The organism is Arachidicoccus rhizosphaerae, from assembly GCF_900107765.1.
Taxonomy (GTDB): domain Bacteria; phylum Bacteroidota; class Bacteroidia; order Chitinophagales; family Chitinophagaceae; genus Arachidicoccus; species Arachidicoccus rhizosphaerae.
In genome coordinates this window covers 31,168-56,164 of the sequence record NZ_FNQY01000005.1, presented here as the reverse complement: position 1 = coordinate 56,164, position 24,997 = coordinate 31,168, and the positions used below count along the sequence as shown (strand labels likewise).

Genomic DNA, 24,997 nt, shown 5'->3' with positions numbered 1-24,997 from the left:
ATGCAAAAGTAATTCAATAATTTTTATATCCAAAAAAATATTGAAAAAAATATTTTACGTGACCAAATAACCTGATTATGTTCCATCCATCCAAAAATCAGGGGATTTTATCTTTCAGACGCTTTTTTGCTGTAGGTTTGATGCTATTATTATGCGAAAACTGTTTAGAATCTTATGGAATAGCTTCCTGATGGCCCTGCAGGAACTAAAGGTCAACAAACTGAGAACCTTTCTTTCTCTGTTTGGGATTACCATTGGGATTTTTTGCATAATTGGGGTATTGGCTCTGGTAAACAGCCTCAAGCAAAAGGTTCAGTCTGATATGAATGAACTGGGATCCAATACGGTTCAGGTGGGCAAATGGGAATTTCTAAATACCAGTGATTATCCCTGGTGGAAGTTTGTAAACAGACCGGAGGTCAAATACAGTGAGCTCGAATTTTTGAAAAAAAATACCGATCTGGCTGAACATATGTATTATTTGAATAATACAAGTGCGACCTTAGGCTACAAGGATAATACCTATAGCGGCAATGTATATGGAACAACGGAAGAATTTAATACAGTTCAGACCGTGGAAGTGGAATATGGCCGTTATATTACTCCCAGTGAATTTAAAAGAGGGATGGCTGTTGCAGTTATCGGTCAGGAAGTTGCCACTCAGTTGTTTAAAATGCCCAGTTTAGCCATTGGTAAAAAAATCAGCGTTGATGGCAAGAAGGTCAATGTAATAGGCGTAATAAAAAAACAGGGGCAGATGATCAATATTTTCCAGTTTGATCAGAGTATTATTGTACCTTATAATTATTTTGCCAGTATTTATAACGCTGACCATTTAAGACCAGAAATCTTTGTAAAAGGTAAAGAAGGTGTACCCAACTCGGCCTTAATCGATGAACTTAGAGGACTGATGCGCCAGGTCAGAAGATTAAGCCCCAAACAGGACGATAATTTTGCATTAAATGATATTAACTTATTCCGGGAACAAATCGATAAGGTCTTCATGTCCCTAAATATTGGCGGGTGGATAATAGCCGGGCTATCTCTTTTGGTCGGCGGCTTTGGTATTGCCAACATTATGTTTGTAACGGTCCGGGAGCGCCGCAGTCAGATTGGACTTAAAAAGGCTATCGGTGCTAAAAGCAGAACCATACTAACGGAATTCTTAATAGAAAGTGCCTTTTTATGCATCATTGGAGGGCTTCTGGGTCTGTTTCTGGTCTGGGTATTGTCCATAATTTTAAGTTCGATTTTGCCCTTTCCAATTGTTATTGCCGGCAGTATCATCTTGCTGGCGTTCTCCATCTGTATCGGTCTTGGGGTTTTATCCGGGATCATACCTGCCACCATAGCCGCGCGATTAAATCCGGTGGTGGCAATCCGCAGTAACTAAATGCTTTGATAAGATTTTCAAGTTTCAGAATTATTTTAGTTATCCACGGGTGATTGGGCTAATTTTGTCCTTCCAAGGAGTTTATTTTATATGTCTACACCCATTACCATACTGGGAATTGAAAGTTCCTGTGATGAAACCAGTGCTTCCATCTGTCAGGATGGCCAAATCCTGTCTAATGTTATTGCAACCCAGAAGGTCCATGAAAAATATGGCGGCGTCGTACCAGAGCTGGCCAGCCGGGCCCATATCCAGAATATAGTGCCTGTTGTAGATACGGCAATCAAGGAATCCGGAATTACCTTAAATCAGATTGACGCAGTGGCTTTTACCCAGGCACCCGGACTCATCGGCAGCCTGTTGGTAGGCACCCAGTTTGCCAAATCAACGGCTCTTGCCTTAAATAAACCCTTAATAGCAGTACATCACATGCAGGCGCATGTGCTGGCCAATCTGATCGGAGTGCATAAACCTGAATTTCCGTTTTTATGTCTGACGGTCAGCGGTGGCCACACGCAAATCGTTAAAGCGACCAGCCCGCTACAAATGGAAGTTCTCGGAGAAACCATTGATGATGCGGCAGGGGAGGCCTTTGATAAAACGGCCAAAATTCTGGGACTGCCTTATCCCGGAGGCCCGTTAATTGATAAATATGCCAGTGAAGGTAATCCGCTGGCTTTTAGTTTTGCAAAACCTCAGGTCCCTGGCCTTGATTTTAGTTTCAGCGGTGTGAAGACCTCTGTTCTGTATTTTTTGCAAAAGCAAATGAGTGAAGACCCCGATTTTGTTCAAAAGAATTTACCTGATTTAGCCGCCTCCATTCAACATACCATTATTGATGTATTAATTAAAAAACTCAAAAAGGCCATTCAGCAAACGGGTATTCGTCACGTCTGCATTGCAGGGGGGGTGAGTGCCAATAAAGGGCTTAGAGCTGCTCTTGTGCAGTTAGGAGAACAGTTAGGAGTTGAAACATATCGCCCTGATTTTCAATATTGTGTCGATAATGCAGGCATGATAGCCATGACGGGTTACTATAAATATCTGGCCGGGCAATTTACGGGTTTGGAGATAAGCCCTTCCGCCAGGGCTAGTTGGTAGTGAGGGAGTTAAGGTCCCTGAATTTTAATAATCGCATTTTTGGCACTTCAATTGCATTATAAAAAAAGCATATTTTAAGATTTAAACCAGGGAGGGATTTTATAATCTATTGAATTTAAATAAACTTTATCCAATTATATTAAAACTAAAAGCATGAAAAAACATTTTGGAATTCTTTTGGCGGTATTTGCCTTACTGTTTATTACCTCCTGTTCCACCACCTCTCATACCATTGATAAGGTGAATATGAATGGCAGTTATACGGTATCTGATGTGCGGGTAGAAGGTGTAAATACAGCCTCTTCCACTCATAAGGAAACATTTAATGACGCCGGTAATACCTCCGCTACTATACTCACTAAAGTCAAACTCGAAACAACTGTATTTGATGACGTAACGCCGAACTGTTTTATTGGCAGTCAATGGGTGCTTCCTCATAACGGATATGGCACTTACACCATCCAGGATAATGGGGACTGTTATGCCGGTAAAAGAAATATTATCTGGTCCGTAAGAACAGATCAGGGCGGTCAGAAGAAATTCCAGTTGAAAATTATCGATGGCCAGAAGGCCAAAACAGTCACTCAGGGATATTTACTGGATATTACTGATGTAACTGCACAGGGCTTTACCCTTGTAAGTCCGGTCGAAGTAGATGGGCAGACCGCCTATGTCTACTATGAATTCACCCGTAATTAAAGTAAGCCGCTGCACTTTTTGAAGCACAAGCCTGCTTTATCTGCGTAAAAAGTTTTTAGTGTAGAAATAAACAATGAGAGGTATCTATTCTGACAGACAGAACAGATACCTCTTTTTTGTGATTGAACTTAAAAACGGGTAACACAATTATAAAAAACTAGTTTAAAAGGGGGTAGTCTATATACCCCTTGGAGTCCGGACTGAAATATGAATCCACCGCTGCCTGCTGTAAATGTATATTTTTTTGCCATCTGGACACTAAATCAGGATTTGCGATAAAATGACGACCGAAGCCTACCAGATCTGCCTTTTGCTCTTGTAAAATTTGTTCTGCTGATTGCAGGTTCAGGCCATTACAATAAATGATATTGCCTTTATAGATTTCACGGATGGCCTGATAGGTAGCGGGATCTGCTGCCGGGTTCAGGGCCAGATGGATATAACCCAGACCAATGTCATTTAATTTTTCAGCCAGATGGATATAAGTTGCATGGACCTCCTGCTTCGAATATTCAGCAAGATCATTCAACGTGGAATAAGGGGAAAATCTTATCCCTACCCTGGATTTGCCGATGGCGGCGCTGATGCGGGTGGCAACTTCCACAATAAACCGGCTCCGGTTCTCTATACTGCCGCCATAGTGGTCTGTCCGGTTATTGATGAGCGGATGTAAAAACTGTTCCATTAAATAGCCATTGGCTGCATGAAGCTCAATGCCGTCAAAGCCTGCCTGAATCGCATTTCTGGCGGCGTTTACAAAGTCGCCAGCCACCTGTTGGATTTCCGTGGTGGTCAGTGCTTCAGGCTTAGAGAAATCCTGCAGTGCCAGGGTGTCGGTATAGACCTGTCCTGCGGCTTGTATGTCTGAAACGCCTACCAGCCGCGCCCCCACGGGTAAATTATCGGTGTGACCGATTCTTCCCGAATGGACAATCTGTAAAAAGATTTTGGATCCGTTTTGGTGTACCCGGTCAGTGATTAACTTCCAGCCTTCAATCTGAGCATCTGTGTATATGGCGGGGATTCTGGTATAACCCAATGCATCCGCACTGATGGCTGTAGCTTCTGTAACAATAAGACCCGCTTCAGATCTTTGGCCATAATAAGTGGCCATCAGTTCATTGGGGATATTATTTATGGCCCGGGCCCTGGTCATAGGAGCCATTATAATATGGTTTTTTAACTGGAGGCCATTTTTATTAAATGGCGTAAATATTTTTTCCATGTGTATTAATTTTTGTGATAAAGTTTAAATGGTATGGTTATTTGCTGATCAGGCTGTCTGGGGTTAATAGGGTGCCGTCCAATAACGGCACCACAACTATTAAACTCCAACTAAAACAACTAAAAGCAACTTAAAGAGAATCGATCCTGAAAAGCAAAGCACCTTATACGGCCTGTTTTATTTTTCCTGTAATTGCCTGCCACCACCCAGGCTTCGGTAAATCTCCACGGCAGCCATCAGTTGGTGACCATGGATGGCGGCCAGGTTTAAGGATGCCTGAAGCGTATTGTTTTGTGCACTGATGACTTCCAGATAATTGGCCAGACCACTTTTGTATAGTAAGGCCGCATTTTGTTCACCTGACTGTAGTGTATCCACCTGTTTAAGCGCCATCTCTGCCTGAGTGCGTAATTTCTGGTAATGTGTCAGGGCGTTGCTGACTTCCCCTACCGCCTGCAGGAGTGTGGATCTAAAAGCGATGACCGCATTTTCTTTTTCCAGTTGCGCTATGTGATAGTCCTTTTTTAGCGCCCCTTGCTGAAATATGGGCTGGGCGATGCTGCCAGCGACTATCCCGAATAAAGAAGCGGGCAGGTTAAACCAATTACTCGCTTTCAGGGACTCAACGCCGCCTGTGGCCGTGATACGCAGCGAAGGATATAAGTTTGCCTTAGCTACCGCTATTTTACTGATGGCCATTTTTAACTGCCATTCCGCCTGTAATACATCGGGCCGGTTGCTTAGTAAATCAGCGGGCGGCCCGGCTACGATATTGCCGGGTAAGCTTACCTCATCCAGGTCGCTGTGATCGCCGATAGTGCCTGGCATGGCCCCGGTCAAAGCAAGCAGTGCATTTTGCTGATTGGATATCTGATCTTCCAGGTCCGGTAATAGTAAAGCGACTGTCTGTCTTTGGGCAGAGGTCTGCTGAACAGAGAGCTGATTTGCTTTCCCGGCAAATTTAAGCAGCTCCGTCAGCTGCAGTGTGCTGTCAGCCAGTATCAGACTGGAAGAAGCTACCTGATACTGTTTTTCTAAAATAAGCAGGTTATAATAGCCCGTAGCAATGTCCGCAATCAGGCGGGTTCTCACTGCCTGTGCAGCTTCTCTGGTGCTTAGTAACTGCTGCAGCTCATATTTTTGCTGGTTTTTAATTTTACCCCAGATGTCTGCCTCCCAGCTCAACTGTCCTTGCAGGGTATAATCCTCATAATGATGGGTAGCCGCACCCGTCATGCTCTGACCGGTCAGTCCGTTATCGGAAAACCGGGTAGTACTGCCTGTGGCAGAGATACCCAGTGTGGGTAACTGGAGATTTTTTGCCTGTTTTAAACACTCTTCCGCGATACTGATCCGGTTAATGGCCAGGCTTAAATCGTAATTATAGTCCAGGCCCTGTCGGATGAGTTTTTTTAGGCTGCTATCCTTGAAAAATGTTTCCCAGGGTATGGTGGCTGTAGCTGTGGTACCGGCCGGGTTTTCACCGGCTGCTGCGGCCGACTGATCTGTTGAATGATAAGTTGCCGGCAGGGGAGCTGCATTGTTTAGCCTGGCTGATTGAACCGGGGCCGGAGTTTTACAAGCGGCCCAAAAAACAAGCAGACTTATTATTAACAGCGTTCTGATATACTTATAAGGCGATCTTCGCCTTATAAGTATAAAACTTTGTAAAGAAAATGGTTGTTTATCTTGCATGGATAGAAACTTTAATAACATAAATATTAATTATATTGAGTGGGTGCCGTTTCAATGGTATGCCCCAGGAGCGGACCGTTGGAGGTAGGTTCCTTCATGCGTTTATGTTTATTGCTTCCGGAGACTTTTTCCTGTAAATACTGGAAAATGACATAAAGAACCGGAATAATAAAAATGCCTAAAAGAACGCCGGACAACATACCGCCTACAGCACCCGTTCCGATGGAGCGGTTACCCAGTGCAGAGGCGCCGGTGGCCCGCATCAGCGGCAGCAGCCCTGCAATAAAGGCAAAGGAAGTCATAAGGATGGGTCTTAACCGCAGCCTGGCAGCCTGTAAGGCTGATTTTACCAGTGGCATTCCTCCTTTTCTTCTCTGAACCGCATACTCCACGATAAGAATCGCATTTTTAGCCAGTAAGCCGATAAGCATAATCAGACAGACCTGGACATAAATATTATTATCAATGCCAAACAGATTAATAAAGGCCATAACGCCAAATACGCCCAGAGGAATCGTCAGAATAATCGCCAGCGGCAGGATATAACTTTCGTACTGTGCAGAGAGCAGGAAGTACACAAATACCAGGCTCATAATAAAAATGAGTACGATCTGAGAGCCTGAGTTAATCTCTTCTCTTGTCATTCCAGTCCATTCATAATGGAAGTTATTAGGTAATGATCTGACCGCGGTTTCTTTGATGGCATTGATCGCATCTCCCGTACTATAGCCAGGTGTAGGCACACCGTTAATGGTCACCGCATTAAATAGATTATTACGGGTAACGGTTTCCGGGCCGTAGGTCCTTTGTAAATGCACCAGGAGATTGGCCGGAATCATTTTACCTGTATTGCTCTTGACAAAAATGCCGTCCAGGGAAGCCTCATCCGTTCTATACGGAATATCTGCCTGTGCAATCACCCGGTAATATTTACCAAAGCGGTTAAAATCATCCACAAAGCTGCTGCCATAATAAACCTGCAAGGTGTTCAGTAAATCGCCGACGGACACTCCCAGTTGCAACGCTTTATCGTCATCAATTTCCAGTTCATACTGCGGATTTCCGGCAGAATAAGTGGTAAAGGCATAGGCGATTTCTTTTCTTTGCATCAGCTGTCCTATAAATTCGTGGGCCACACTGTCCAGGTGTCCAAGGCTGCCATACCCTCTGTCCTGTAACATAAATTCAAAACCGCTGACATTACCAAATCCCTGGATAGTAGGGAAGGTGAAGAAAAAGGCGCTGGCGCCTTTGACTTCACTGGCTACTTTCTGGGTCATCATGGCGGCAATCTGGTCAAAGCTCTTTAACGGACCTCTGTCCTCCGCCTTTTTCATCCGAATAAAACCGGCGCCGTAAGGTGCGGCGTTGGCATTGGAGATAAAGTTCAGCCCTTCTACGGTATAATGATTCGCCGTGAAAGGTTCATGCATCACGATGCTGTCAATTTGTTCCATGGCCTTGTGGGTGGTGGAAAGGGAGCTGCCCGGGGGGGTATTGACCGCATAGAGTAAAAATCCCTGGTCCTCGGTCGGAATAAATCCGGAAGGCGTCTTCTGCGCCATCCACCAGGTGGCACCGGTAATGGCAACCAGAAAACCAATGGCCAGCCATTTTCTTTTAATCAGTAGCCTGATGGCAGCCAGGTACCGCTCAGTGAGGGCCGCAAATCCCGCATTAAAGGCACTGAAGAACCTGCCGGACAGCCCCTTTCTTTTAGCAGCGCTTCCCTGTTCAACAGGGACGACCTCCCCGTTTTCATTAATAGCTTCCGGATGTTTATCGGCGTGACCTTTCAGAATAAGGGCGCTCAGGGCGGGACTGAGTGTCAGGGCGTTTAAGGCAGAGATCAGAATCGCAATGGCCAGTGTAAAGGCGAACTGCCTGTAAAAGACTCCGGCCGGCCCTTCCATGAAGCCTACCGGTATAAATACCGCTGCCATCACCAGGGTAATGGAGATAATCGCCCCTGAGATTTCCCGCATGGAGGCCAGGGTCGCGTTTCTGGCAGTAAGACTGGTGGTCTCCATCTTGGCATGGACAGCTTCCACCACCACAATGGCATCATCTACTACAATACCAATGGCCAGTACCAGGGCGAAGAGCGTCAACAGGTTTATACTGAAGCCAAAGAGCTTCATAAAGAAAAAGGTGCCGATAATAGCCACCGGTACTGCAATAGCCGGGATCAGTGTGGATCTTAAGTCCTGCAGGAAAACAAAGACAACGATAAAAACAAGGATAAAAGCTTCAATCAGCGTTTCCACCACCTGGTGAATGGAACTGTCCAGAAACTCCTTCGAATTATACATGGTGGTAATAGAGATGCCTTCCGGCAAATCTTTGGAGAACTGCCTGGTCTGACGCTCGATTTCTGTGAGGATATCGTTGGCGTTAGAGCCGGCAGTCTGATAAATGGCAATACCTGAAGTCGGGTGGCCATTCAAGGCGCTGTTGGATGAATAGGTAAAGGATCCTAATTCCACGCGTGCAACATCCTTTAACCGAATCAGTGCCCCGTCGCTTCCGGTCTTGACCACGATGTTTTCATAATCTGATACATCGGTCAGCTTGCCCCGGTATTTTAAGACATATTCAAATACCTGGGCGGAACTCTGCCCCAGTCTGCCCGGAGCGGCTTCCTTGCTCTGATTCTGAATCGCTCTTGTAACATCGTCAGGAGATAGTCCATAGGCATTCAGGCGGTCCGGCTTAAGCCAGATGCGCATGGAATAATCTCTGGATCCGAAAGGCTGCGCCTGGGCCACCCCTGGAATACGCTGCAGTTGGGGAATCAGATTTATTTTTATGTAGTTCTGAAGGAAGGCTTCATCATAACTGCTATCCTTGCTGGCCATCGCCAGGAACATGATAATACTGTTTTGTTGTTTCTGAGTGGATATGCCGGCCTGGATGACTTCCTGAGGTACCTGGCTGCTGGCCTTGGATACACGGTTTTGCACATTAACGGCGGCAATATCCGGATCAGTGCCCTGTTTAAAGTAAACATTCAGGGTCATGGTACCGTCATTGGAAGAGTTAGATGTCATATAGGTCATGTTCTCCACGCCGTTGACGGCTTCTTCAATAGGTGTCGCAACAGACCTTGCTACGACCTCCGCATTAGCGCCCGGATAGCTGGCTGTCACCTGAACCGTTGGCGGTGCGATATCCGGGAACTGCGTAATGGGAAGTGTGAAAAGGGCGATAAGACCCACCAGAACCAGTAGTATGGATATGACAGTCGATAATACCGGTCTTTCAATGAATTTTTTTAACATGGATAATGTTTTAGCAGGAAAAAGTAACCTTCACCATACTGGCAGAAACAGACTTTACCGGTTCTTTGATACTTGTCCGTTTTAATTGGACAATAAGTATCCCTGTACTCAGAAAATCTGTGTTTCTGAACAACCGGCTTTCTGATTTCAAAGCCCGTATTAATGATTATATAGTTGCTTATATTCTTTTAGAAACGATAATACTTCAGAAGGTTTTTTAATGAAAGATGATTGTGTGTAATGGGGCCGTAATGATTGATTTTTAATGGGGTGGCCGGTTTATCAGTGATTAATACGGATTGGCTTTAATCAGACTGTCAATGGATACAGCTTCTGGTGCGATCTGCATATCATTTTTCAATCTGTCCAGCCCCTGGAGGACTATTTTGTCGCCCGGTTGCAACCCGTCACTTAAAACATAGTAATTGCCTTTCTTTACAGCAATCTGAATCGGAACGGTTTTTACTTTATTACTGTCAATGAGTTTAAAGGCAAAGATTTTGTCCTGAATCTCAAAGGTGGCTCCCTGTGGGATTAAAATACCACTGATGGGCTGGTCAGATAAACGGATTTTACCTGTATTGCCCGAACGCAGTAACCCATGTTCATTCGGGAAGGAAGCCCTGAAACTAATGGCACCGGCTTGTTTATCAAAAGCGCCTTCCACCAGTTCGACCTTGCCTTTTTGTTCATAGGCGCTGCCATCGGCCAGGATAAGTTCTACCGGGGGGACTTTGGTAAGTTTTTCCTCGATACTGCCTCCCGGGTAGGCCGCTTTAAAGGCCATAAAATCCTTTTCACTCATGGAAAAATAGACATGCATCTGCCTGGTTTCTGATAGTACGGTAAGGGCCTGAGGATCGTTATCCGTAACCAGACTTCCGGTTTTGTATGGAATAGAGCTGATGTAACCGGCCACAGGTGCATGAATGGTGGTATAGTCCAGGTTAATGGCCGCTGACTGCTGCGCTGCCTTGGCACCGGCTACAGCCGCTTCTGCCTGTTGAAAAGTGGCACTCGCCGTCTGCAGCTCTACATCAGAGACAACACCTCTTTGAACGAGCGGTTTTAAGCGTTCCATATTGATGCGGGCTACCTGACTGGAGGCTTTAGCAGAAGCCAGCTGTGCAGTCGCCTGCTCATATGCCTGGCGATAGGGGCGCGGATCAATCTGAAAAAGTACCTGACCTTTTTGTACATAGGTCCCCTCGTCTGCATAAATATGGCTGAGAATGCCTTTGACCTGCGGGCGGATTTCAATATCCTTGGCACCTTCTACAGTGGCGGTATAATCCCTGTAGGTAGTCACCGGTTCCTTTTGAACCTGGATCACCGGCAGTGAAGGGGCAGGCTGGCTGCCTACCGCTGCCTGGGTCGGTTCGGTGCATCTGGCAAGGACAAGTGCTGCTATAACGGATAGCGCCGTAATCAATACCAGATACCAATTGTTGTTTTTAGAAATCGAATTTGTGTTCATGATCGTTAAGATTTTCTGGAATTTTCAGAATTAAACAGTGTTATAAAATATAACGGTGTTAGGCTAGTGGTAAAAAAAAGAGCCGGATTATAGATTATTGATAAAGGCTTCTACTGAATCAGTCAGCACCTGCTTGTTTAATGTGTTGTCAATATCAGAGACGCGCATTTGCATAATGGAAATCAAACCATGGATAATTGACCATAATGCATACGACTTAAAACATAGCTGACTCATATCAGAGCCACGCTGTTGCATGACCTTTTCAATATCCTCCAGGATCCGGTCCCTGAATATATTGACCTGGGCGTTCATCTTGCCGGCACCACAGCAAGGCATCCCGAGTCCATACATTAATTGATAGTATTCCTTATTGCGAAAGGCAAAATGCCAGTAACTTTCAACATGAGCTCTTAAACGCGCTTCGGCAGGTTCAATGTTCATGTTTTTGTCCAGCTCCTGCTGTAGCAAATCGAACCCGTGCAGGGAGAGTTCAAATAAGATGGCTTCTTTATTGGCGAAATGATCATAGATGACAGGTACACTGTATTCTATCCCATCCGCAATCTTGCGTATGGATAATGCCTGCCAGCCCTCGTCCTTGACAATTTGCCAGGCCATTTCCAGGATTTGTGAGCGGACATTCTCCTTTTGTCTTGCCTTTCTTTCAGAAATACCCATGATTTATTAGGTTAACACCGTTAGCAAAATTAATACTGTTTTTAATACTGACAAATTATTTTTGAAAATAGTGCAGGCACAAATTTATTATGAATTGATTTAAAATGAATTGCACTTTTAAAAAAATTGGTCAATGCTTTTTGTCCTGATCAAAAATAAGTTCCAGTAATACCCCGCAAAATGTTGAAGATGTTATAAATTTAGATAATATAAGGTCAAATCAGGGAATTTCAATCTTTAAAATTATCTTTGCGCCATGCAATTATTAGATGGAAAAATCGCCTCCAGGGCGGTTAAAGAACAACTGAAGGCCAAAGTTGATAAAATTATAGCATCCGGTGCACGCCCACCCCACCTGGCTGTAATCCTGGTGGGCAATAACGGCGCCTCAGAAACCTATGTGGCCAGCAAGGTAAAAACCTGTGCGGAAATCGGTTATCAGTCTACGGAAATCAGACGAGAAGTAGATATTACAGAGGCAGACCTGCTCAGTGAGATCCAAAAACTCAATAATGATGTTAGCGTGGATGGCATCCTGGTACAGCTACCCCTGCCAAAGCATATTGATGAAAAAAAGGTCATCGCGGCCATTGATCCTGCCAAGGATGTGGACGGGTTTCATCCGGTGAGCGCCGGTAATCTTACCCTGGGTATGCCGACATTTATCCCGGCGACCCCTTATGGAATCATGCTAATGCTGGAGCATTATAATATTTCTACAAAGGGAAAACATGCAGTGGTGATAGGCAGAAGTAATATTGTCGGACGCCCGATGAGTATTTTGCTGAGTACCAATAATCCCTATGGTAACTGCACGGTCACCCTTTGCCATTCACATACACCTAATCTGGAAGAAATTTGTCTTCAGGCAGATATTGTTGTTGCAGCGCTGGGACGTCCCGGCTTTGTAAAAGCTGAGATGGTTAAGGAAGGTGCCATTATCATTGATGTCGGCATCACAAGGGTGGAGGATGCTACTGCCAAAAAAGGTTTCAGGATTAAAGGAGATGTTGATTTTGATGCAGTAGCACCTAAGGCTTCCTTTATCACACCGGTTCCGGGTGGAGTAGGCCTGATGACCATAGCAGGGCTCTTGCAAAACACACTGGTCGCTTACGAAAAGCGCCAACAGGCCTAAGGGAGTAAGGATTAATTATGGATACAAAAGACCGCATGTCAGAGGTCGCTATGGAGCGCGCTGAACTACAGATACAGATCGATGCCGGCAAGTCTTTGCCGGTCATGGAGGCTTTTTATACTTTACAGGGTGAGGGCAACTATCAGGGGCGCGCCGCTTATTTTATCAGGCTTGGAGGCTGCGATGTTGGCTGCGTCTGGTGCGATGTAAAAGAAAGCTGGGACGCCGAACTTCATCCGGTTAAAACAGTTGAACAAATAGTCCAGGATGCTATCCAGGAGATTCTTTCAGATATTAAGGCCGCAGAAATTGCGTCAGGAGCAGAATCTATGGAGGCCTTGGGTGATGCAGCTGGCACTGATATGATCAGGGGTTGTATTGTTGTGGTTACAGGAGGCGAGCCGCTGATGTATGAGCTAGGTCCTTTAACGAAGGCCCTACATGCAGCTGGCTTTAGGGTCCATATTGAGACCTCCGGTGCTTATCCGCTCTCTGGAGAGATCGACTGGGTATGCGTTTCTCCTAAGAAATTTAAGGCGCCGCTGCCAGAGGTGATTTCCCGGGCGCAGGAACTTAAAGTGGTGGTCTTTAATAAATCTGATTTTTTATGGGCAGAGCAGCATGCAGCCCAGGTGAGTCCGGATTGCAAATTATATCTGCAACCGGAGTGGTCAAAGGAAAAACAGATGTTGCCTTTGATGATTGACTATGTAAAAACACATCCTTTGTCTACATGGAGCCTTTGCGTACAGGTGCATAAGTATATTAATGTGCCTTAGGTGATTTTTTGATATACAAGTAAAATGGCGATCTACTTTAATTTAATTAAAATAGATCGCCATTTTGCATCAGGCACTTTATGTATTGCCTTGCTTATTGCTATTTACCTCCCGGGGGGCAGTGCTCCTGTAAATAATGTGTATACAGATTGCCCAGAAAGCGGGAAGTTCCTTCTCCTTCAGAAATGGCATGAGTGCGGTTGGGGAACTCCATAAAGCTGAAAATCTTATTGTGCTTTATTAATTCATTGATGAGCATTTCTGCATTCTGATAGTGCACATTGTCATCGCCTGAACCATGGATAACCAGGAGGTTGCCCTCAAGGCCGGCAGCATGGCTGATCGGAGAAGCAATTTTGTAGGTATTATCAGCATCTGTCGGCAGTCCCATATAACGTTCCTGGTAGACATTGTCATAAGTCAGGAAATTAGCGACCGCTGCTACGGCAATACCTGTTTTATATACATCCGGATGCTGGAACATCAGATTTAAGGTGGTGGAACCGCCTCCGCTCCAGCCCCATACGGCCACTCTGTCTTTATCAATATATGGCCATTCAATGACCTTTTTGGCGGCCTCGTACTGATCATGGATATTTAAGATGCCGACTTTCTTATAAATACTGTGTCTCCAGGCAGTTCCTTTGGGGGCTGGCGTCCCCCGACTGTCTATACTGACATAGATATAGCCATCCTTTTGCATATCGCCCTGATAGAGAAAATTACGACCATTGCCCCAGCTGTCCTTTACGGTACAGCTGGCTGGTTCTGTATACACATAAAATACAACCGGATATTTTTTAGTTGAATCAAAGTTTTCCGGAAGGGTAACAGAGGCGTCCATGACTACCCCTTCATCCGTTTTAATCTGGATATATTTTACCTGCGGGAATCCGGGAGGCAGGGTTCTGGCTATGGGCGCCTGTCCTATGATTTTATTGGAAGGGAGCTCGACCCAGTCTCTGATCGGAAAACGGTTGGCATTTGAAAAAGTATGCTCAGCATATTTGCCGTTCGGGGAAATATTATAAGCATGTGTTCCCTGCTCATTTTCAGCTGAGACACGTTCTGCCGTACCGCTGCCATCGAGTTTGGTTCTGTAAAGGTAATCCTGCGTTGCGTTTTCAGGAGAAGCCATAAAATAAACATAGCCCTCTTTTTCATTAACAGCCAGTAAATCCAGGATGTCATAGTCACCCTTGGTAATCAGCTTTTCATGACCCTGTAAATCTACACGGTAAATATGACGCCAGCCGTCTTTTTCCGTAACCCATAAAAAGGCTTTACCCTGTTCAATAAAATCCCAGCCAATCGGGTTGTCCCCATGCCAGCGACTTTTAATATCGACCCAGGTGTCACTGGATTCTTTGTAAATGCTGTGTGCGGTGCCACTGGAGGCGTCCGCCAGGTATAAGGTACTGACTTGTTGTTTTCGGTCCAGCTGTTGGGCGATAATCTGATTATTGCCCGCCCATTCCATCCGGGGAAGATAATGCTGCCTGGCATCTCCTGGAATCTGCATCCAGCTGATCTTGTCATTATCGATATTGACAACACCGATTTTTACTGCAGAAGGGTCCTGCCCTACGACGGGATATTCTACCGGGATGGTATAAGGATAGATGGAATCCGTATTGTTGATCATCAGGAAATTTTTGATACTTCTGGCGTCCACATGCCAGAAGGCTATCTTTTTACTATCTGCAGACCATCTGAATCCATCCCGGGCGCCAAATTCTTCTTCATAGACCCAGTCGAATGTTCCATTGATGATTCTATCCGTACCGTCTTTGGTCAATTGCTTGATTTTGTGGGTGGCCAGCTCTTCAACGTACATATTATGGGCGCTGCTGTAAGCCACTTTCTGGGCGTCGGGAGAGAACTTTGCAAACATCAGGGAACTGGCCGGTAGTCCTTTGCCCAGTTGGGTGAGTGCTTTAGTCGCTCTGTCATATACCCAGTAATCACCCTTGGTATGATAACGCCATACTTTTTCTGTATTCGTATAAATCAGGATTTTATTGCCGTCTTCACTGATGGTGAAATCTTCCGGGTTTACCTGTTGATTCATGCTTTGAGTGGTCAGATCCGCCTTGGACAAAATGGTGGTCGTCGTCTGATCCGGCAGGTGTACCTGTACAATCTGTCCCTGATCAATTGTATAATACTGGTCACCATCCTTTGACCATTTGTATTTATTTACATAAGGCTGGGCCTGTACCTGAAACAGACTCCAGGCGGAGACCATGCAGGCGATCATAAAATATTTGATACGCATCATTAGTTAGAAATTTTGGCTCTAAAAGTAAGAAAGTTTAAGGGATTATTGACGGTACAGCTACCTGAAGGGCAATAGTGGTGCGAAATCGATATTTCTAATAGATTTTATCTATATCAGTATAGCTAATAACAATTTTTAGCTATGAAGAATTTTGTTAGTTTTGCATCGTAATAATTAATTATCAATCATATAAATAAAAAGGATTAAAAATGAGCAATAGAATTTTATCCATCGGAAGTCAGTTTCCTCAGTTTAGTAAAAAAGCAGCCGTTTCCACCGAAAAAGGCAAAGAATTTATTGATTTAAGTAACGAGGACCTGAAAGGTAAATGGACAGTGCTATTCTGGTGGCCTAAAGATTTCACTTTTGTATGCCCTACAGAAATCGCTGAATTTAATAGAAACTATGACGAGTTTACTGATCGTGATGCCACTTTAATCGGTGCTTCCACTGATTCCGAGTTTGTACACGTAGCCTGGAGAAAAGATCACAAGGATTTAAGAGATTTAAAATTCCCGATGCTGGCTGATACGTCTAAATCCCTGGCGGAAGAACTGGGCATCTTGGAAGAAAATGAAAAAGTAGCCTACCGCGCGACTTTTATCATTGATCAGGAAGGTGTCATTCGTTGGGTCAGCATTAATGATCTGAACGTAGGCCGTAATGTACAGGAAGTGATCCGTGTACTGGATGGTTTACAGACAGATGAACTTTGTCCATGTAACTGGAACAAAGGTGAAGAAACTTTGACCGCTCAGTTAAATGCTGAATTGAACTAATTTCCTGCAGCGTTTTGAAATAGTAACAACTAAGAAAAAAAGAAGGGCGGGCTGCGTTATGCGCCTGCCTTTTTTTAAAACATGCAGCATACCCGGGATTGGCCGGGTGATTAACAACTAATAAAAAGATTATTTATGTCAGTTATTGCAATTGAAAACGAAACATATAACAACCTGCTGAATTTTTTACAGGTAGAAGAATATACCCCTTCAGCAGAAGCTGAACTGTTATTGGATACGAATGCACGTTATATTAAGGATTTGAAAATCAACGTAAGCAATGCGCTTAAAAATGCACAGAATTTATCCCAGAAAGAGGCCTATCTGATTGCATATAGTGTTGCCGTTAATGAAAAATTCATTCCGTTGAAAAAAGCCTTTAAAGCGGCGGCTGCTGAGGCAGGTGCTTCCAAGGAAGAACTGGCAGAAATTGTTGCTTTGACTTCTTTAATGAATGTCAACAATATTTTCTACCGTTTCAGGCATTTTGCGGGTAAAGACGTTTACAACAACCAGCCTGCAGGCATCAAAATGTCTATTATGATGAATCCGGTCATTGGAAAGGAGGCTTTTGAACTGGTTAGCCTGGTCGTTTCTGCGGTGAACGGTTGTGAACTTTGCGTCAATGCGCATGAATCTAAACTGGTGGCTGAAGGCACACCGGAGATTAAAATTTTTGAAGCCGTAAAATTAGGCGCCATTATCAAAAGTCTGATTACAGTACTGGCCGATTAACCTGGTCCATGGACTTTTTCAGATTCGTGACAGCCGGAGCAATCAACCTATTTGCCTGAGGCGAATAACCAACAATAGAAAACAAAAAACCCCGTCACATTTATTGCTGTACGGGGTTTTGTTTTTATATTGTTTAATCAGAAACTTAAAATACTACGCTTTTATTGAACTGGGCCAGGAATTGCTGCGCCTGATCCTGCAGTAAGAGTTCTGCGGTTTTGGCGGCACGGTCCTGCATCAGGTTGTCCCAGTCTTCGGTATCTTCCCAGAACATCCTTTTCAGGTTCGTATTGGCCGCATGAGAATTTTTAGCTAGAGAGGTCGTGAGTCTTTCTATGGATTCTTCCATGGAGGCCTTATTAGGATGTAGCTCTGCATACAATCCTTTTCTGCGCGCCCAGTCAGAGTTGCGCCATAGATGTGCATCAATGGCTAGCTGACTGAAGGAAGACAGGCCCATTTTGCGAACCATAGCCGGCGCAATGACATAAGGGCCAATGCCAATGGAAAGTTCGCTGAGTCTGACATCGGCTCCTTCCAGGGCAATGGCATAATCTGCCGCCGCTACCAGACCCAGGCCGCCGCCCACTACCTTGCCGTGTACTCTTGCTACAATAAGTTTGGCACACTTGCGCATGGATTTTATGACTTCCGCAAATCCCATAAAAAAGGTCTGCGCTGCTTTTTGATCCTTAATCTCCAGTAATTCATTAAAATATGCACCTGAACAGAATACGTCATGTTGTACGGATCTGAGTAATACTACTTTTACATTGTCATCATGAGAGGCATGGTCTATTTCTTCTTTTAGCTTTTTTAATAGTTTGGAGGGAAGGGCATTGCCCTTGGGGTGATAAAATAAAATGGTAGATATATGATTATGTACCTCTGATTTTACAAATCCTTCTTTTGCTTCTTTTTCATCGACTATCATAGATTCTAATTTTTGCTGTATAGATAATTCTATTTCTAATTCCTAGCCGAAAGTTAAAGCATTTGAATGTAATTCCTTTGAAAAATATTTTAAAATTATGGTAGCAAATCTGCCGGAATATTTATTTGCGCCTGGCTTAATAAAGGAAGCGGAAAAATTAACGGCCAACTGCAAAGGATTGGTTAATTTTACTTTTTAAGTGCCCCTTCAGCTAAATAAATACGACCATGTTAATGCCCAAGAAAATACATCATTGCGTGAATGTCATCCTTGTATGGATTAGTATAATTTTTATTAGCTCTTATGTTGCAGGGCAGCCTGGTCCGGTAAAAAACGGCCATTTTGAAAACGGTGTGGTCGTATGTGCTTCTGCCTACGGCGCTCAGATAGGTGCGGATATATTAAAACAGGGAGGAAATGCTTATGATGCAGCCATCGCCACCCAGCTGGCGCTGGCGGTCGTATATCCTCAGGCTGGTAATATTGGCGGTGGCGGATTTATGGTGGCCAGAAATGCCAAAGGGCAGATCCAGGCGCTGGATTTCAGAGAAAGAGCACCCTTGAAAGCTTTCAGGGATATGTATTTAGATAGTAACGGAGCGGCTGATTTACATAAATCCCAGGACGGAGTCTTGTCTGTTGGGGTGCCGGGAGCTGTAGCGGGTATTTTCGGCATGTATAAATATGCCAGATTACCCTTTGAGAAATTGATAAATCCTGCCATAGAACTCGCCGCCAAGGGGTTTAAGATCACTGCTGCGGAGGCGGCGTTGCTCAACCGGTTTAAAAAAGATTTTGAACGGTATAATGACTATCCGGTTGCTTTTGTAAAAAAGACGGACTGGCAACAGGGAGATCTGCTCATCCAGCCGGAGCTGGCAGCGACTTTGAAAAAAATCCGCGATCAGGGCGCTTCTGGTTTTTATCAGGGGGAAACAGCGCAAAGTTTGGTTGAGACCGTTACTGCCAGTGGTGGCATTATTGGTTTAAAGGATTTAGACGGTTATCAGGCAACACCCAGAACCCCTGTCTCATTTGATTATCACGGTTATCAGATTATAAGTTTCCCGCCACCCAGTAGCGGTGGCCTTCTGTTGGCTCAGATGATGGGCATGATCGCTCCATTTAATATTGACACCATGGGATTTTTATCTGCTAAAGCCATTCACATCATGGTGGAGGCGGAACGCAGGGCCTATGCGGACCGTGCAAAATATATGGGGGATCCGGATTATTTCCAGGTGCCGGAAAAAGAACTGATGAATCAACATTATTTAGCCGCCAGAATGAAGGATTTTAATCCGCAAAAAGCCACTCCGTCTTCCGCAGTGAATGCGGGCAATGTATATGAGCATAATGAGACGACGCATATTGCAGTGGCCGATAATCAGGGGAACCTGGTTTCGATTACCACGACACTGAATGGCAATTTTGGCAGCAGGGTAGTGGTGAAAGGAGCTGGGTTTCTGCTCAATGATGAGATGGATGACTTTAGCGCTAAACCCGGTGTACCTAATATGTTCGGTGCCGTGGGCGGTGTTGCCAATCAGATAGAACCCGGTAAAAGAATGCTGAGCTCCATGTGTCCGACGCTGGTGCTGAAAAAAGGGCAGCCCTATATGGTAGTCGGAACTCCAGGGGGCACTACTATCCCTACCTCAGTTTTCCAGACAATCGTGGATATCATTGATTATGGTAAAACACCCGGACAGGCTACGGAGGCACCAAAGTTTCATCATCAGTGGCTGCCTGATCAGATCATGCTGGAAGATGGTTTGCCTGTAGCCGTAACCGATAGTCTGGTGCAGATGGGCTATGCGTTAAAAACCGTAAACGGCATCGGCAGAACAGAAATCATTTTATTTGACCAGAAAGCCGGTGGTAAGGCCAGTCCCGGTAAAATAGGCATGCAGGCTGCCGCTGATATCAGGGGTGATGACAGCCTGGCCGGCTATTAATGATAGGTAAGGTATATAAGTATAGTTCATATGGCATTATTCATGAAGCGGAGTAAGCAGGTCACTGCTTTCCGTAATTAAATCGTAATTTTAGACCATTCAATGCGAAACAATATTTGCATTGGGACAGACTTTATTTTAGACAATGTATGCGTATAGTACCCCAGAAAGCAGCCCCTCCTTCCAGAAAAAAACCAATTTTTCCTGTCAGTGAAAAGCTGCGCGTTTATCTGAAAAACTATGGCAGGGAGATTATCCTGCCCATTGAGTATCAGGATTTGATTCATTTTACTTATGCCCGGCCGCTGATAGATAAAGATGGTCAGGAAACGGCCTGGGAGCAGGTCAGTTATGATATGCGGGAATGGGAGTTTTTAAAAGACGGGCTTTTAAAATGCTATGCCATTTTGAAGACTGAGGGGGATTACAGCTTTGCAGAAAACCTGAATGTCGAAAGAATTGATTTTTGCAGCTTTGGTAATAGTCAGCCGTTCAGGATCCGGATTATTAATGTCAATAATGGCAATTATGACCATTTTTATATAAAAAAAGCGGATGCGAACCGGATCTATGGATTAGAATGGGAACATTTGCTGGCCACTTCCAGGGTGACTTTTTTTACCTATGGGCAGACCCTGATTGAGGAGCATATTGCCGGAATACCGGGTGATATATTTATAAGGGACTATCTGGAAAGCCCGGATACTAATAAGGTCCGGCTTTTGAAGACCTTTGTGAAATTCAATGAGTCCTGCTTTATACGGCTGCTTGGAGATATGCGTTCTTATAATTTTGTCGTAGATATAACGCCTGATATTGAAGGGACCCAATATAATATCCGGGCCATTGATTTTGATCAACAATGTTATGAAGGAAGGTTAAGGCTCTACCTGCCCCAATTTGCCAAGGAAAACTATCCCATTGTAAAGGAGGTGGTAAAACACCTGGACAGTGAATCCATAAAACAATACCAGGCGGAGGAACGTTCCAGAACAGCCTACAGAATTGCCACTGAACGGTACAGGGTTCGTGAACTAATGGATGCCATGCTGCCGGATGAACTTTCTTCGGATGAGAAAATTGAACAACTCAAATACGAACTGGCCAATTATTATCATAATTTTCGGTTCGTAAAAGCAAGGACCATGGGCAAAATTCTGAAAATTCATTTAAAACAAATGCTAATGCCTTCCATGCGCTCTGTGCTTAAAAACGCCAAAGGCAGAAACCGGCAGTTGTAAAGCCTAGCCCTGATCCAGCTCCGTGTAAGGAACTCTCACGGGTTGTCCTTTATAAATGCCATAATTGGTCCAGGCGGGTTTGCCGGTCCGAATTGTTTTTAAAGCGGGCTGGGCAGAGTTCAGGCCGGCCGGCTTTTGAATATCCTGTTGATTCAAATGCAGGCATATGGCGTTAAAGTGCACTTTGATGCCCTTAATGTCATTGTTTTGCAGCCGCTGTGAAAGATCCTTTACCTGATCGGCCTGCATTGTGATTTGTTCATCAAAGCCGTTAATGTCCAACAGGTCCTTCTTCCAGCAAGATACGTTATGCGGATTCCAGACGGCTTTGCCCGGCAGCAACGCATTGATAATATTAGACTTGATCTTGTTTTTGGACAATTGCTGATTTTTTAGGGAAAACTTCAGTCCCTGCCGCTTCAGCCATCTGAGCTCAAAACAGGTCTGCTGGTTGATATGGTCCAGCTGCAGGTCTTGGTAAATGGAGGGGGGTAATCTGAAATGGCCGCCCGATAAAAAAAATGTCTCTTCCTTACGCTGATGGTGGATTTCCAGAAAGTCATTTCTGGGAATACAGTTGGATTTGGTAAATACCAGGTAATCTGCTTCACTTTGCTGAATAGCCTCATTTAGGACGGCTGCCATATTTGTTGCCGGTTCCAGGATTTTAATGGAGTGGAAAACTCGGTTGAATGACTTTAATAAATCTTTGACCGCTTGATTGGGGGGCAGGCCAGCCAAAATCAGTTCAAAATCGCTGAATTTTTGATTAGCATATCCGGTTAAAGTCCTATTTAAACAGTTGACGTCTTGGTTGCTGCTGCTGATTATAACGGACAGTTCCATAAAAGGCGGATTTTTTAATGAAAAAATATACAGAACAGACCACTGTCATCCCTCGCTTATTTCCATCAAATACTTATTTCTTATTTCTATTGTTTGGGTCTATAGGCTGGTCTGCGATAAGTTTTTAAAGGATAGTACTGTAATAATTTCCTGATTTTATATTTTCGGATAATATTGAGTGATTTTTTCTTTAGGTGGGATTTGTCCTTATGCAGGGAGGCGATACAGGCATCTATTACACGCGCGCTGCTTTGCCCGTCTCTGTAAGGGTGATTAAGATCCGCTTCTTTACGGATGGCGGCCAACTGCTTCTGGGGACGCTGGATCGCAAGGTCCAGTGCGGCTTCCAGCTCCTGTACCTCTTCCACATTCAGGACACAATCGTTCGGCCTTCTGTGTCTGAATGTTACGATGGGCTTATCTGCCAGCATAAACTCCTGAATGGCGGAGGTTGTGTCAGAGAGCATGATGTCTGCTCGTTTGAATAATGGAATCAGGTCTGTGGTGTCATAATAAGTAAAGTAAGGCCCCATCAGCGATTGCCATTTTGCAACGGTCTGCTGGGGCAGCTTGGGATGCAGTACTGTGATAAACTGATATTTGCCGGTCTCTGACAACCTTTTTACTTCTTCCAGTACATCCTCTCTTAAAGCAAGGCTTAGGCGGTGACTAAAAGTGGACGTAATTAAAATGACGGGCAAAGAACCCGACTTTTCTTCTGCTTTCTCAAATAAAGGATCCATTTTAGGCCAGCCGGTTTCAACGACCTCAAAATGAGGATCTTCTTTTTGTTTTTCTTGAAATCTGAGCGTGGTGGAAGGGCCTTGCGTGCAGTAGAGGTCGTAAAAACCACGGATATTAAAATGATCATCTTCTGATCTTTTGGCCGGGTTAAACCCATGAAAAACCTGGACTTTTAATCCGGAAAGAAAATCAGGTACATAATCGGTAATGGATAAAATAATATCCGGGTCATAACTGACGACTTCCTGAATGCTTTCTAGAAGCTGGCTGCCTTTTGGCAGATGTGATTTGGTTTCCGGGATATAGCTAAACCAGCGCACCTGATATCCTCTTTTAAGGATTTCAAGTTCCAGTGGACGGCCAATGGGGATGCCGTAACTGTATGAGGTATAAATTAAAAATTTATAATCCATCATGCGCTTGCTTTTAGATAATAATGGCCCGATCTGTCTTTTTTATGGAAAACCTGGCCACAAACTAGCGGAGATTGCAAAAGCCATCTCCTTCACCCGCTTTTTTGAGCAGGACGGTAAAATTACGGTTTTTTTTGATATCAAAGGGTAATTATTGGAAGGGGGCGTTTAAGGCGTAAAAAAATATTAAAATCAGCTAATTTACTGCTAAATAAGGGCTTATTCTAAAAGTTTCGAAAAATGCTAAAAATAACAGATATGGTTGATTTATATCCTGATAGCGAATCAGATCCTTTAAAACAATGGTTGGAGAGTGTTTAGATATTTAAAAAGCTATTGTGTTGCTTTGTTAATTGCGTATAACGGATATTTTGCTATTCAGGTCGAAATTAATTTTGCGGGATCAACGGGAGAGGTTCAGCACCCCGATTTTCGAATGGACTTGGAGAAAGCAAAATGAAAGAGATGAACTTTTTAAACAGGATCCTGCATAATAAACCAAGCAGACTGGTTTATTATCTGAAGGGGATCATACGCTATAATATCGGGGGGAGCTTCCATCAAAAGAAGTTGCAAAAAAAGCTGGCTACTTTGGAAGATCATCCGGAAGCGGATTATATTTTACAAAGAGTGAATTATTACAATAAACTTTCTTTTGTGAACGAGGATGGGTTGCCGCCGGAACTAAAGCCGTTAAAGGAGCATAGATTTAAGCGTGCCTTAAAATCCGTCTACTTTTTTGATACTTATGAATATACCAGATGGTTCTCAGGAGCATTAAAATGGCGGTATCTGCAAGGGGATGTAACGAAGGTGCCCGTCATAGCTTCCATTGTCAAAAGCAGGCCGGTTACAGGAGACAATCAACAGTCAGTCATCCTGAATCTGGATAAAATACGACATTTTGTATTTTTAAAAGATGCTATTCCTTTTAAAGATAAAATGAACAAAGCTATTTTTAGATTGGCTATTGCCGGTAAGCCGCATCGTTATGATTTTATGCGCATGTATTTCGGATCTCCACTCTGTGATGCAGGGACCATTTCAAAAAATGCGGATATCCCGCCGTTATGGATAAAACCCAAAATCTCTTTATATGAACACTTACAATATAAATTTATTCTGGCCATAGAAGGCAATGACGTAGCCACCAACCTAAAATGGACTATGTCAACGAATTCTATAGCCGTTATGCCCAGACCGACTTATGAAACCTGGTTTATGGAAGGCAGGCTGATAGCTGATTACCATTATAGTGAGATTAAAAGCGACTTTTCTGATTTAGAGGAGCGTTTACAATATTATATCGATCATCCTACGGAGGCAGAGGCCATTATCCAGCATGCTCATCAGTATATTGAGCAATTTAAAAACAGAAAAACAGAAGATCTTATTGCTTTATCAGTGCTGCAAAAATGCTTTGTCCGGACAGGACAATTAACAGAGCCTCAGTATATTAATTATGATTTTTGGGAAGCGCTGTTGGCTTGACAAACTTCTGGTCATGGGATAAAAAACTAATATTGAATATTTTTGGAATATAATTTGTTTTAAACCTGTTATACATTTATATTAGTGAAGAACAAATGGGAACTAT

Annotated in this window: 20 protein-coding genes; 11 read left to right on the top strand and 9 right to left on the bottom strand. The window is 44.0% G+C overall.

Annotation, left to right across the window (positions count from 1 at the left end; genetic code table 11):
• Window positions 1-151: 151 nt before the first annotated feature.
• The 3 genes from BLU80_RS05815 (at window position 152) to BLU80_RS05805 (ending at window position 3,193) form a co-directional block, all read left to right on the top strand.
• Entirely contained in the window at window positions 152-1,393 is a 1,242-nt protein-coding gene (locus tag BLU80_RS05815) for an ABC transporter permease (protein ID WP_244518764.1), read from the top strand.
• Window positions 1,394-1,483: 90 nt separating this feature from the next.
• On the top strand, window positions 1,484-2,494 hold the full coding sequence (tsaD, locus tag BLU80_RS05810) for a tRNA (adenosine(37)-N6)-threonylcarbamoyltransferase complex transferase subunit TsaD (RefSeq protein ID WP_091394893.1): 1,011 nt from the start codon (window positions 1,484-1,486) through the stop codon (window positions 2,492-2,494).
• 153 nt (window positions 2,495-2,647) lie between these two features.
• A complete protein-coding gene (locus BLU80_RS05805; protein ID WP_091394890.1) occupies window positions 2,648-3,193 on the top strand; it encodes a hypothetical protein in 546 nt (181 codons plus the stop codon).
• Between the two features lie 157 nt (window positions 3,194-3,350).
• Here the strand turns inward: BLU80_RS05805 and BLU80_RS05800 are convergent, their stop codons facing one another.
• From BLU80_RS05800 to BLU80_RS05780, 5 genes are all read right to left on the bottom strand, one after another.
• Window positions 3,351-4,418 carry an alkene reductase gene (locus BLU80_RS05800; protein WP_091394886.1) on the bottom strand — a complete coding sequence of 356 codons (1,068 nt, stop codon included), beginning with the start codon at window positions 4,416-4,418 and terminating at the stop codon, window positions 3,351-3,353.
• Between the two features lie 177 nt (window positions 4,419-4,595).
• The gene (locus BLU80_RS05795) at window positions 4,596-6,113 is read right to left on the bottom strand and encodes an efflux transporter outer membrane subunit (RefSeq protein ID WP_170831155.1); all 1,518 of its coding nucleotides are present in this window, start codon (window positions 6,111-6,113) and stop codon (window positions 4,596-4,598) included.
• 26 nt (window positions 6,114-6,139) lie between these two features.
• Window positions 6,140-9,394: an efflux RND transporter permease subunit gene (locus BLU80_RS05790; RefSeq protein WP_091394880.1), complete on the bottom strand. Its 3,255-nt coding sequence runs from the start codon at window positions 9,392-9,394 to the stop codon at window positions 6,140-6,142.
• Window positions 9,395-9,683: 289 nt separating this feature from the next.
• A complete protein-coding gene (locus BLU80_RS05785) occupies window positions 9,684-10,871 on the bottom strand; it encodes an efflux RND transporter periplasmic adaptor subunit (RefSeq protein ID WP_091394878.1) in 1,188 nt (395 codons plus the stop codon).
• Window positions 10,872-10,958: 87 nt separating this feature from the next.
• Window positions 10,959-11,552 (bottom strand): TetR/AcrR family transcriptional regulator, encoded by a 594-nt coding sequence (locus tag BLU80_RS05780; RefSeq protein ID WP_091394876.1) that lies wholly within the window; start codon window positions 11,550-11,552, stop codon window positions 10,959-10,961.
• Between the two features lie 256 nt (window positions 11,553-11,808).
• Here BLU80_RS05780 and BLU80_RS05775 point away from each other — a divergent pair, with 256 nt between their 5' ends.
• Together BLU80_RS05775 and BLU80_RS05770 are read left to right on the top strand one after the other, a co-directional pair.
• Window positions 11,809-12,690, top strand: a complete 882-nt coding sequence (locus tag BLU80_RS05775; RefSeq protein ID WP_091394872.1) for a bifunctional 5,10-methylenetetrahydrofolate dehydrogenase/5,10-methenyltetrahydrofolate cyclohydrolase — start codon at window positions 11,809-11,811, stop codon at window positions 12,688-12,690.
• 17 nt (window positions 12,691-12,707) lie between these two features.
• Window positions 12,708-13,469, top strand: a complete 762-nt coding sequence (locus BLU80_RS05770; RefSeq protein ID WP_244518762.1) for a 7-carboxy-7-deazaguanine synthase QueE — start codon at window positions 12,708-12,710, stop codon at window positions 13,467-13,469.
• A 100-nt stretch (window positions 13,470-13,569) separates the two neighbouring features.
• Here BLU80_RS05770 and BLU80_RS05765 read toward each other — a convergent pair whose 3' ends face one another.
• Window positions 13,570-15,750, bottom strand: coding sequence for a S9 family peptidase (locus BLU80_RS05765; protein WP_091394869.1), 2,181 nt, complete (start codon window positions 15,748-15,750; stop codon window positions 13,570-13,572).
• A 209-nt stretch (window positions 15,751-15,959) separates the two neighbouring features.
• Between BLU80_RS05765 and BLU80_RS05760 the strand changes: the two genes are divergently transcribed.
• Together BLU80_RS05760 and BLU80_RS05755 are read left to right on the top strand one after the other, a co-directional pair.
• Entirely contained in the window at window positions 15,960-16,529 is a 570-nt protein-coding gene (locus BLU80_RS05760) for a peroxiredoxin (RefSeq protein WP_091394864.1), read from the top strand.
• 135 nt (window positions 16,530-16,664) lie between these two features.
• Window positions 16,665-17,264, top strand: coding sequence for a carboxymuconolactone decarboxylase family protein (locus tag BLU80_RS05755; RefSeq protein ID WP_091394862.1), 600 nt, complete (start codon window positions 16,665-16,667; stop codon window positions 17,262-17,264).
• Window positions 17,265-17,409: 145 nt separating this feature from the next.
• On the opposite strand, the gene BLU80_RS05750 is transcribed toward BLU80_RS05755, so the two are convergent.
• Window positions 17,410-18,198, bottom strand: coding sequence for an enoyl-CoA hydratase/isomerase family protein (locus tag BLU80_RS05750; RefSeq protein ID WP_091394859.1), 789 nt, complete (start codon window positions 18,196-18,198; stop codon window positions 17,410-17,412).
• A gap of 233 nt (window positions 18,199-18,431) precedes the next feature.
• On the opposite strand from BLU80_RS05750, the gene ggt reads away from it, so the two are divergent.
• Together ggt and BLU80_RS05740 are read left to right on the top strand one after the other, a co-directional pair.
• A complete protein-coding gene (ggt, locus tag BLU80_RS05745; protein WP_244518760.1) occupies window positions 18,432-20,156 on the top strand; it encodes a gamma-glutamyltransferase in 1,725 nt (574 codons plus the stop codon).
• A 149-nt stretch (window positions 20,157-20,305) separates the two neighbouring features.
• Window positions 20,306-21,397: a hypothetical protein gene (locus BLU80_RS05740; protein ID WP_091394854.1), complete on the top strand. Its 1,092-nt coding sequence runs from the start codon at window positions 20,306-20,308 to the stop codon at window positions 21,395-21,397.
• Between the two features lie 3 nt (window positions 21,398-21,400).
• Here BLU80_RS05740 and BLU80_RS05735 read toward each other — a convergent pair whose 3' ends face one another.
• Together BLU80_RS05735 and BLU80_RS05730 are read right to left on the bottom strand one after the other, a co-directional pair.
• Window positions 21,401-22,243 carry a glycosyltransferase family protein gene (locus BLU80_RS05735; protein ID WP_091394851.1) on the bottom strand — a complete coding sequence of 281 codons (843 nt, stop codon included), beginning with the start codon at window positions 22,241-22,243 and terminating at the stop codon, window positions 21,401-21,403.
• An 86-nt stretch (window positions 22,244-22,329) separates the two neighbouring features.
• Window positions 22,330-23,403: a CDP-glycerol glycerophosphotransferase family protein gene (locus BLU80_RS05730; protein ID WP_211481765.1), complete on the bottom strand. Its 1,074-nt coding sequence runs from the start codon at window positions 23,401-23,403 to the stop codon at window positions 22,330-22,332.
• On the opposite strand from BLU80_RS05730, the gene BLU80_RS19505 reads away from it, so the two are divergent.
• Both BLU80_RS19505 and BLU80_RS05725 read left to right on the top strand, forming a co-directional pair.
• The gene (locus BLU80_RS19505; RefSeq protein ID WP_170831154.1) at window positions 23,402-23,551 is read left to right on the top strand and encodes a hypothetical protein; all 150 of its coding nucleotides are present in this window, start codon (window positions 23,402-23,404) and stop codon (window positions 23,549-23,551) included. The two genes, BLU80_RS05730 and BLU80_RS19505, sit on opposite strands and share 2 nt — an antisense overlap.
• Window positions 23,552-23,865: 314 nt before the next feature.
• Complete coding sequence (locus BLU80_RS05725; RefSeq protein ID WP_091395366.1) at window positions 23,866-24,891, top strand: glycosyl transferase family 90; 1,026 nt, start codon at window positions 23,866-23,868, stop codon at window positions 24,889-24,891.
• Window positions 24,892-24,997: the final 106 nt, after the last annotated feature.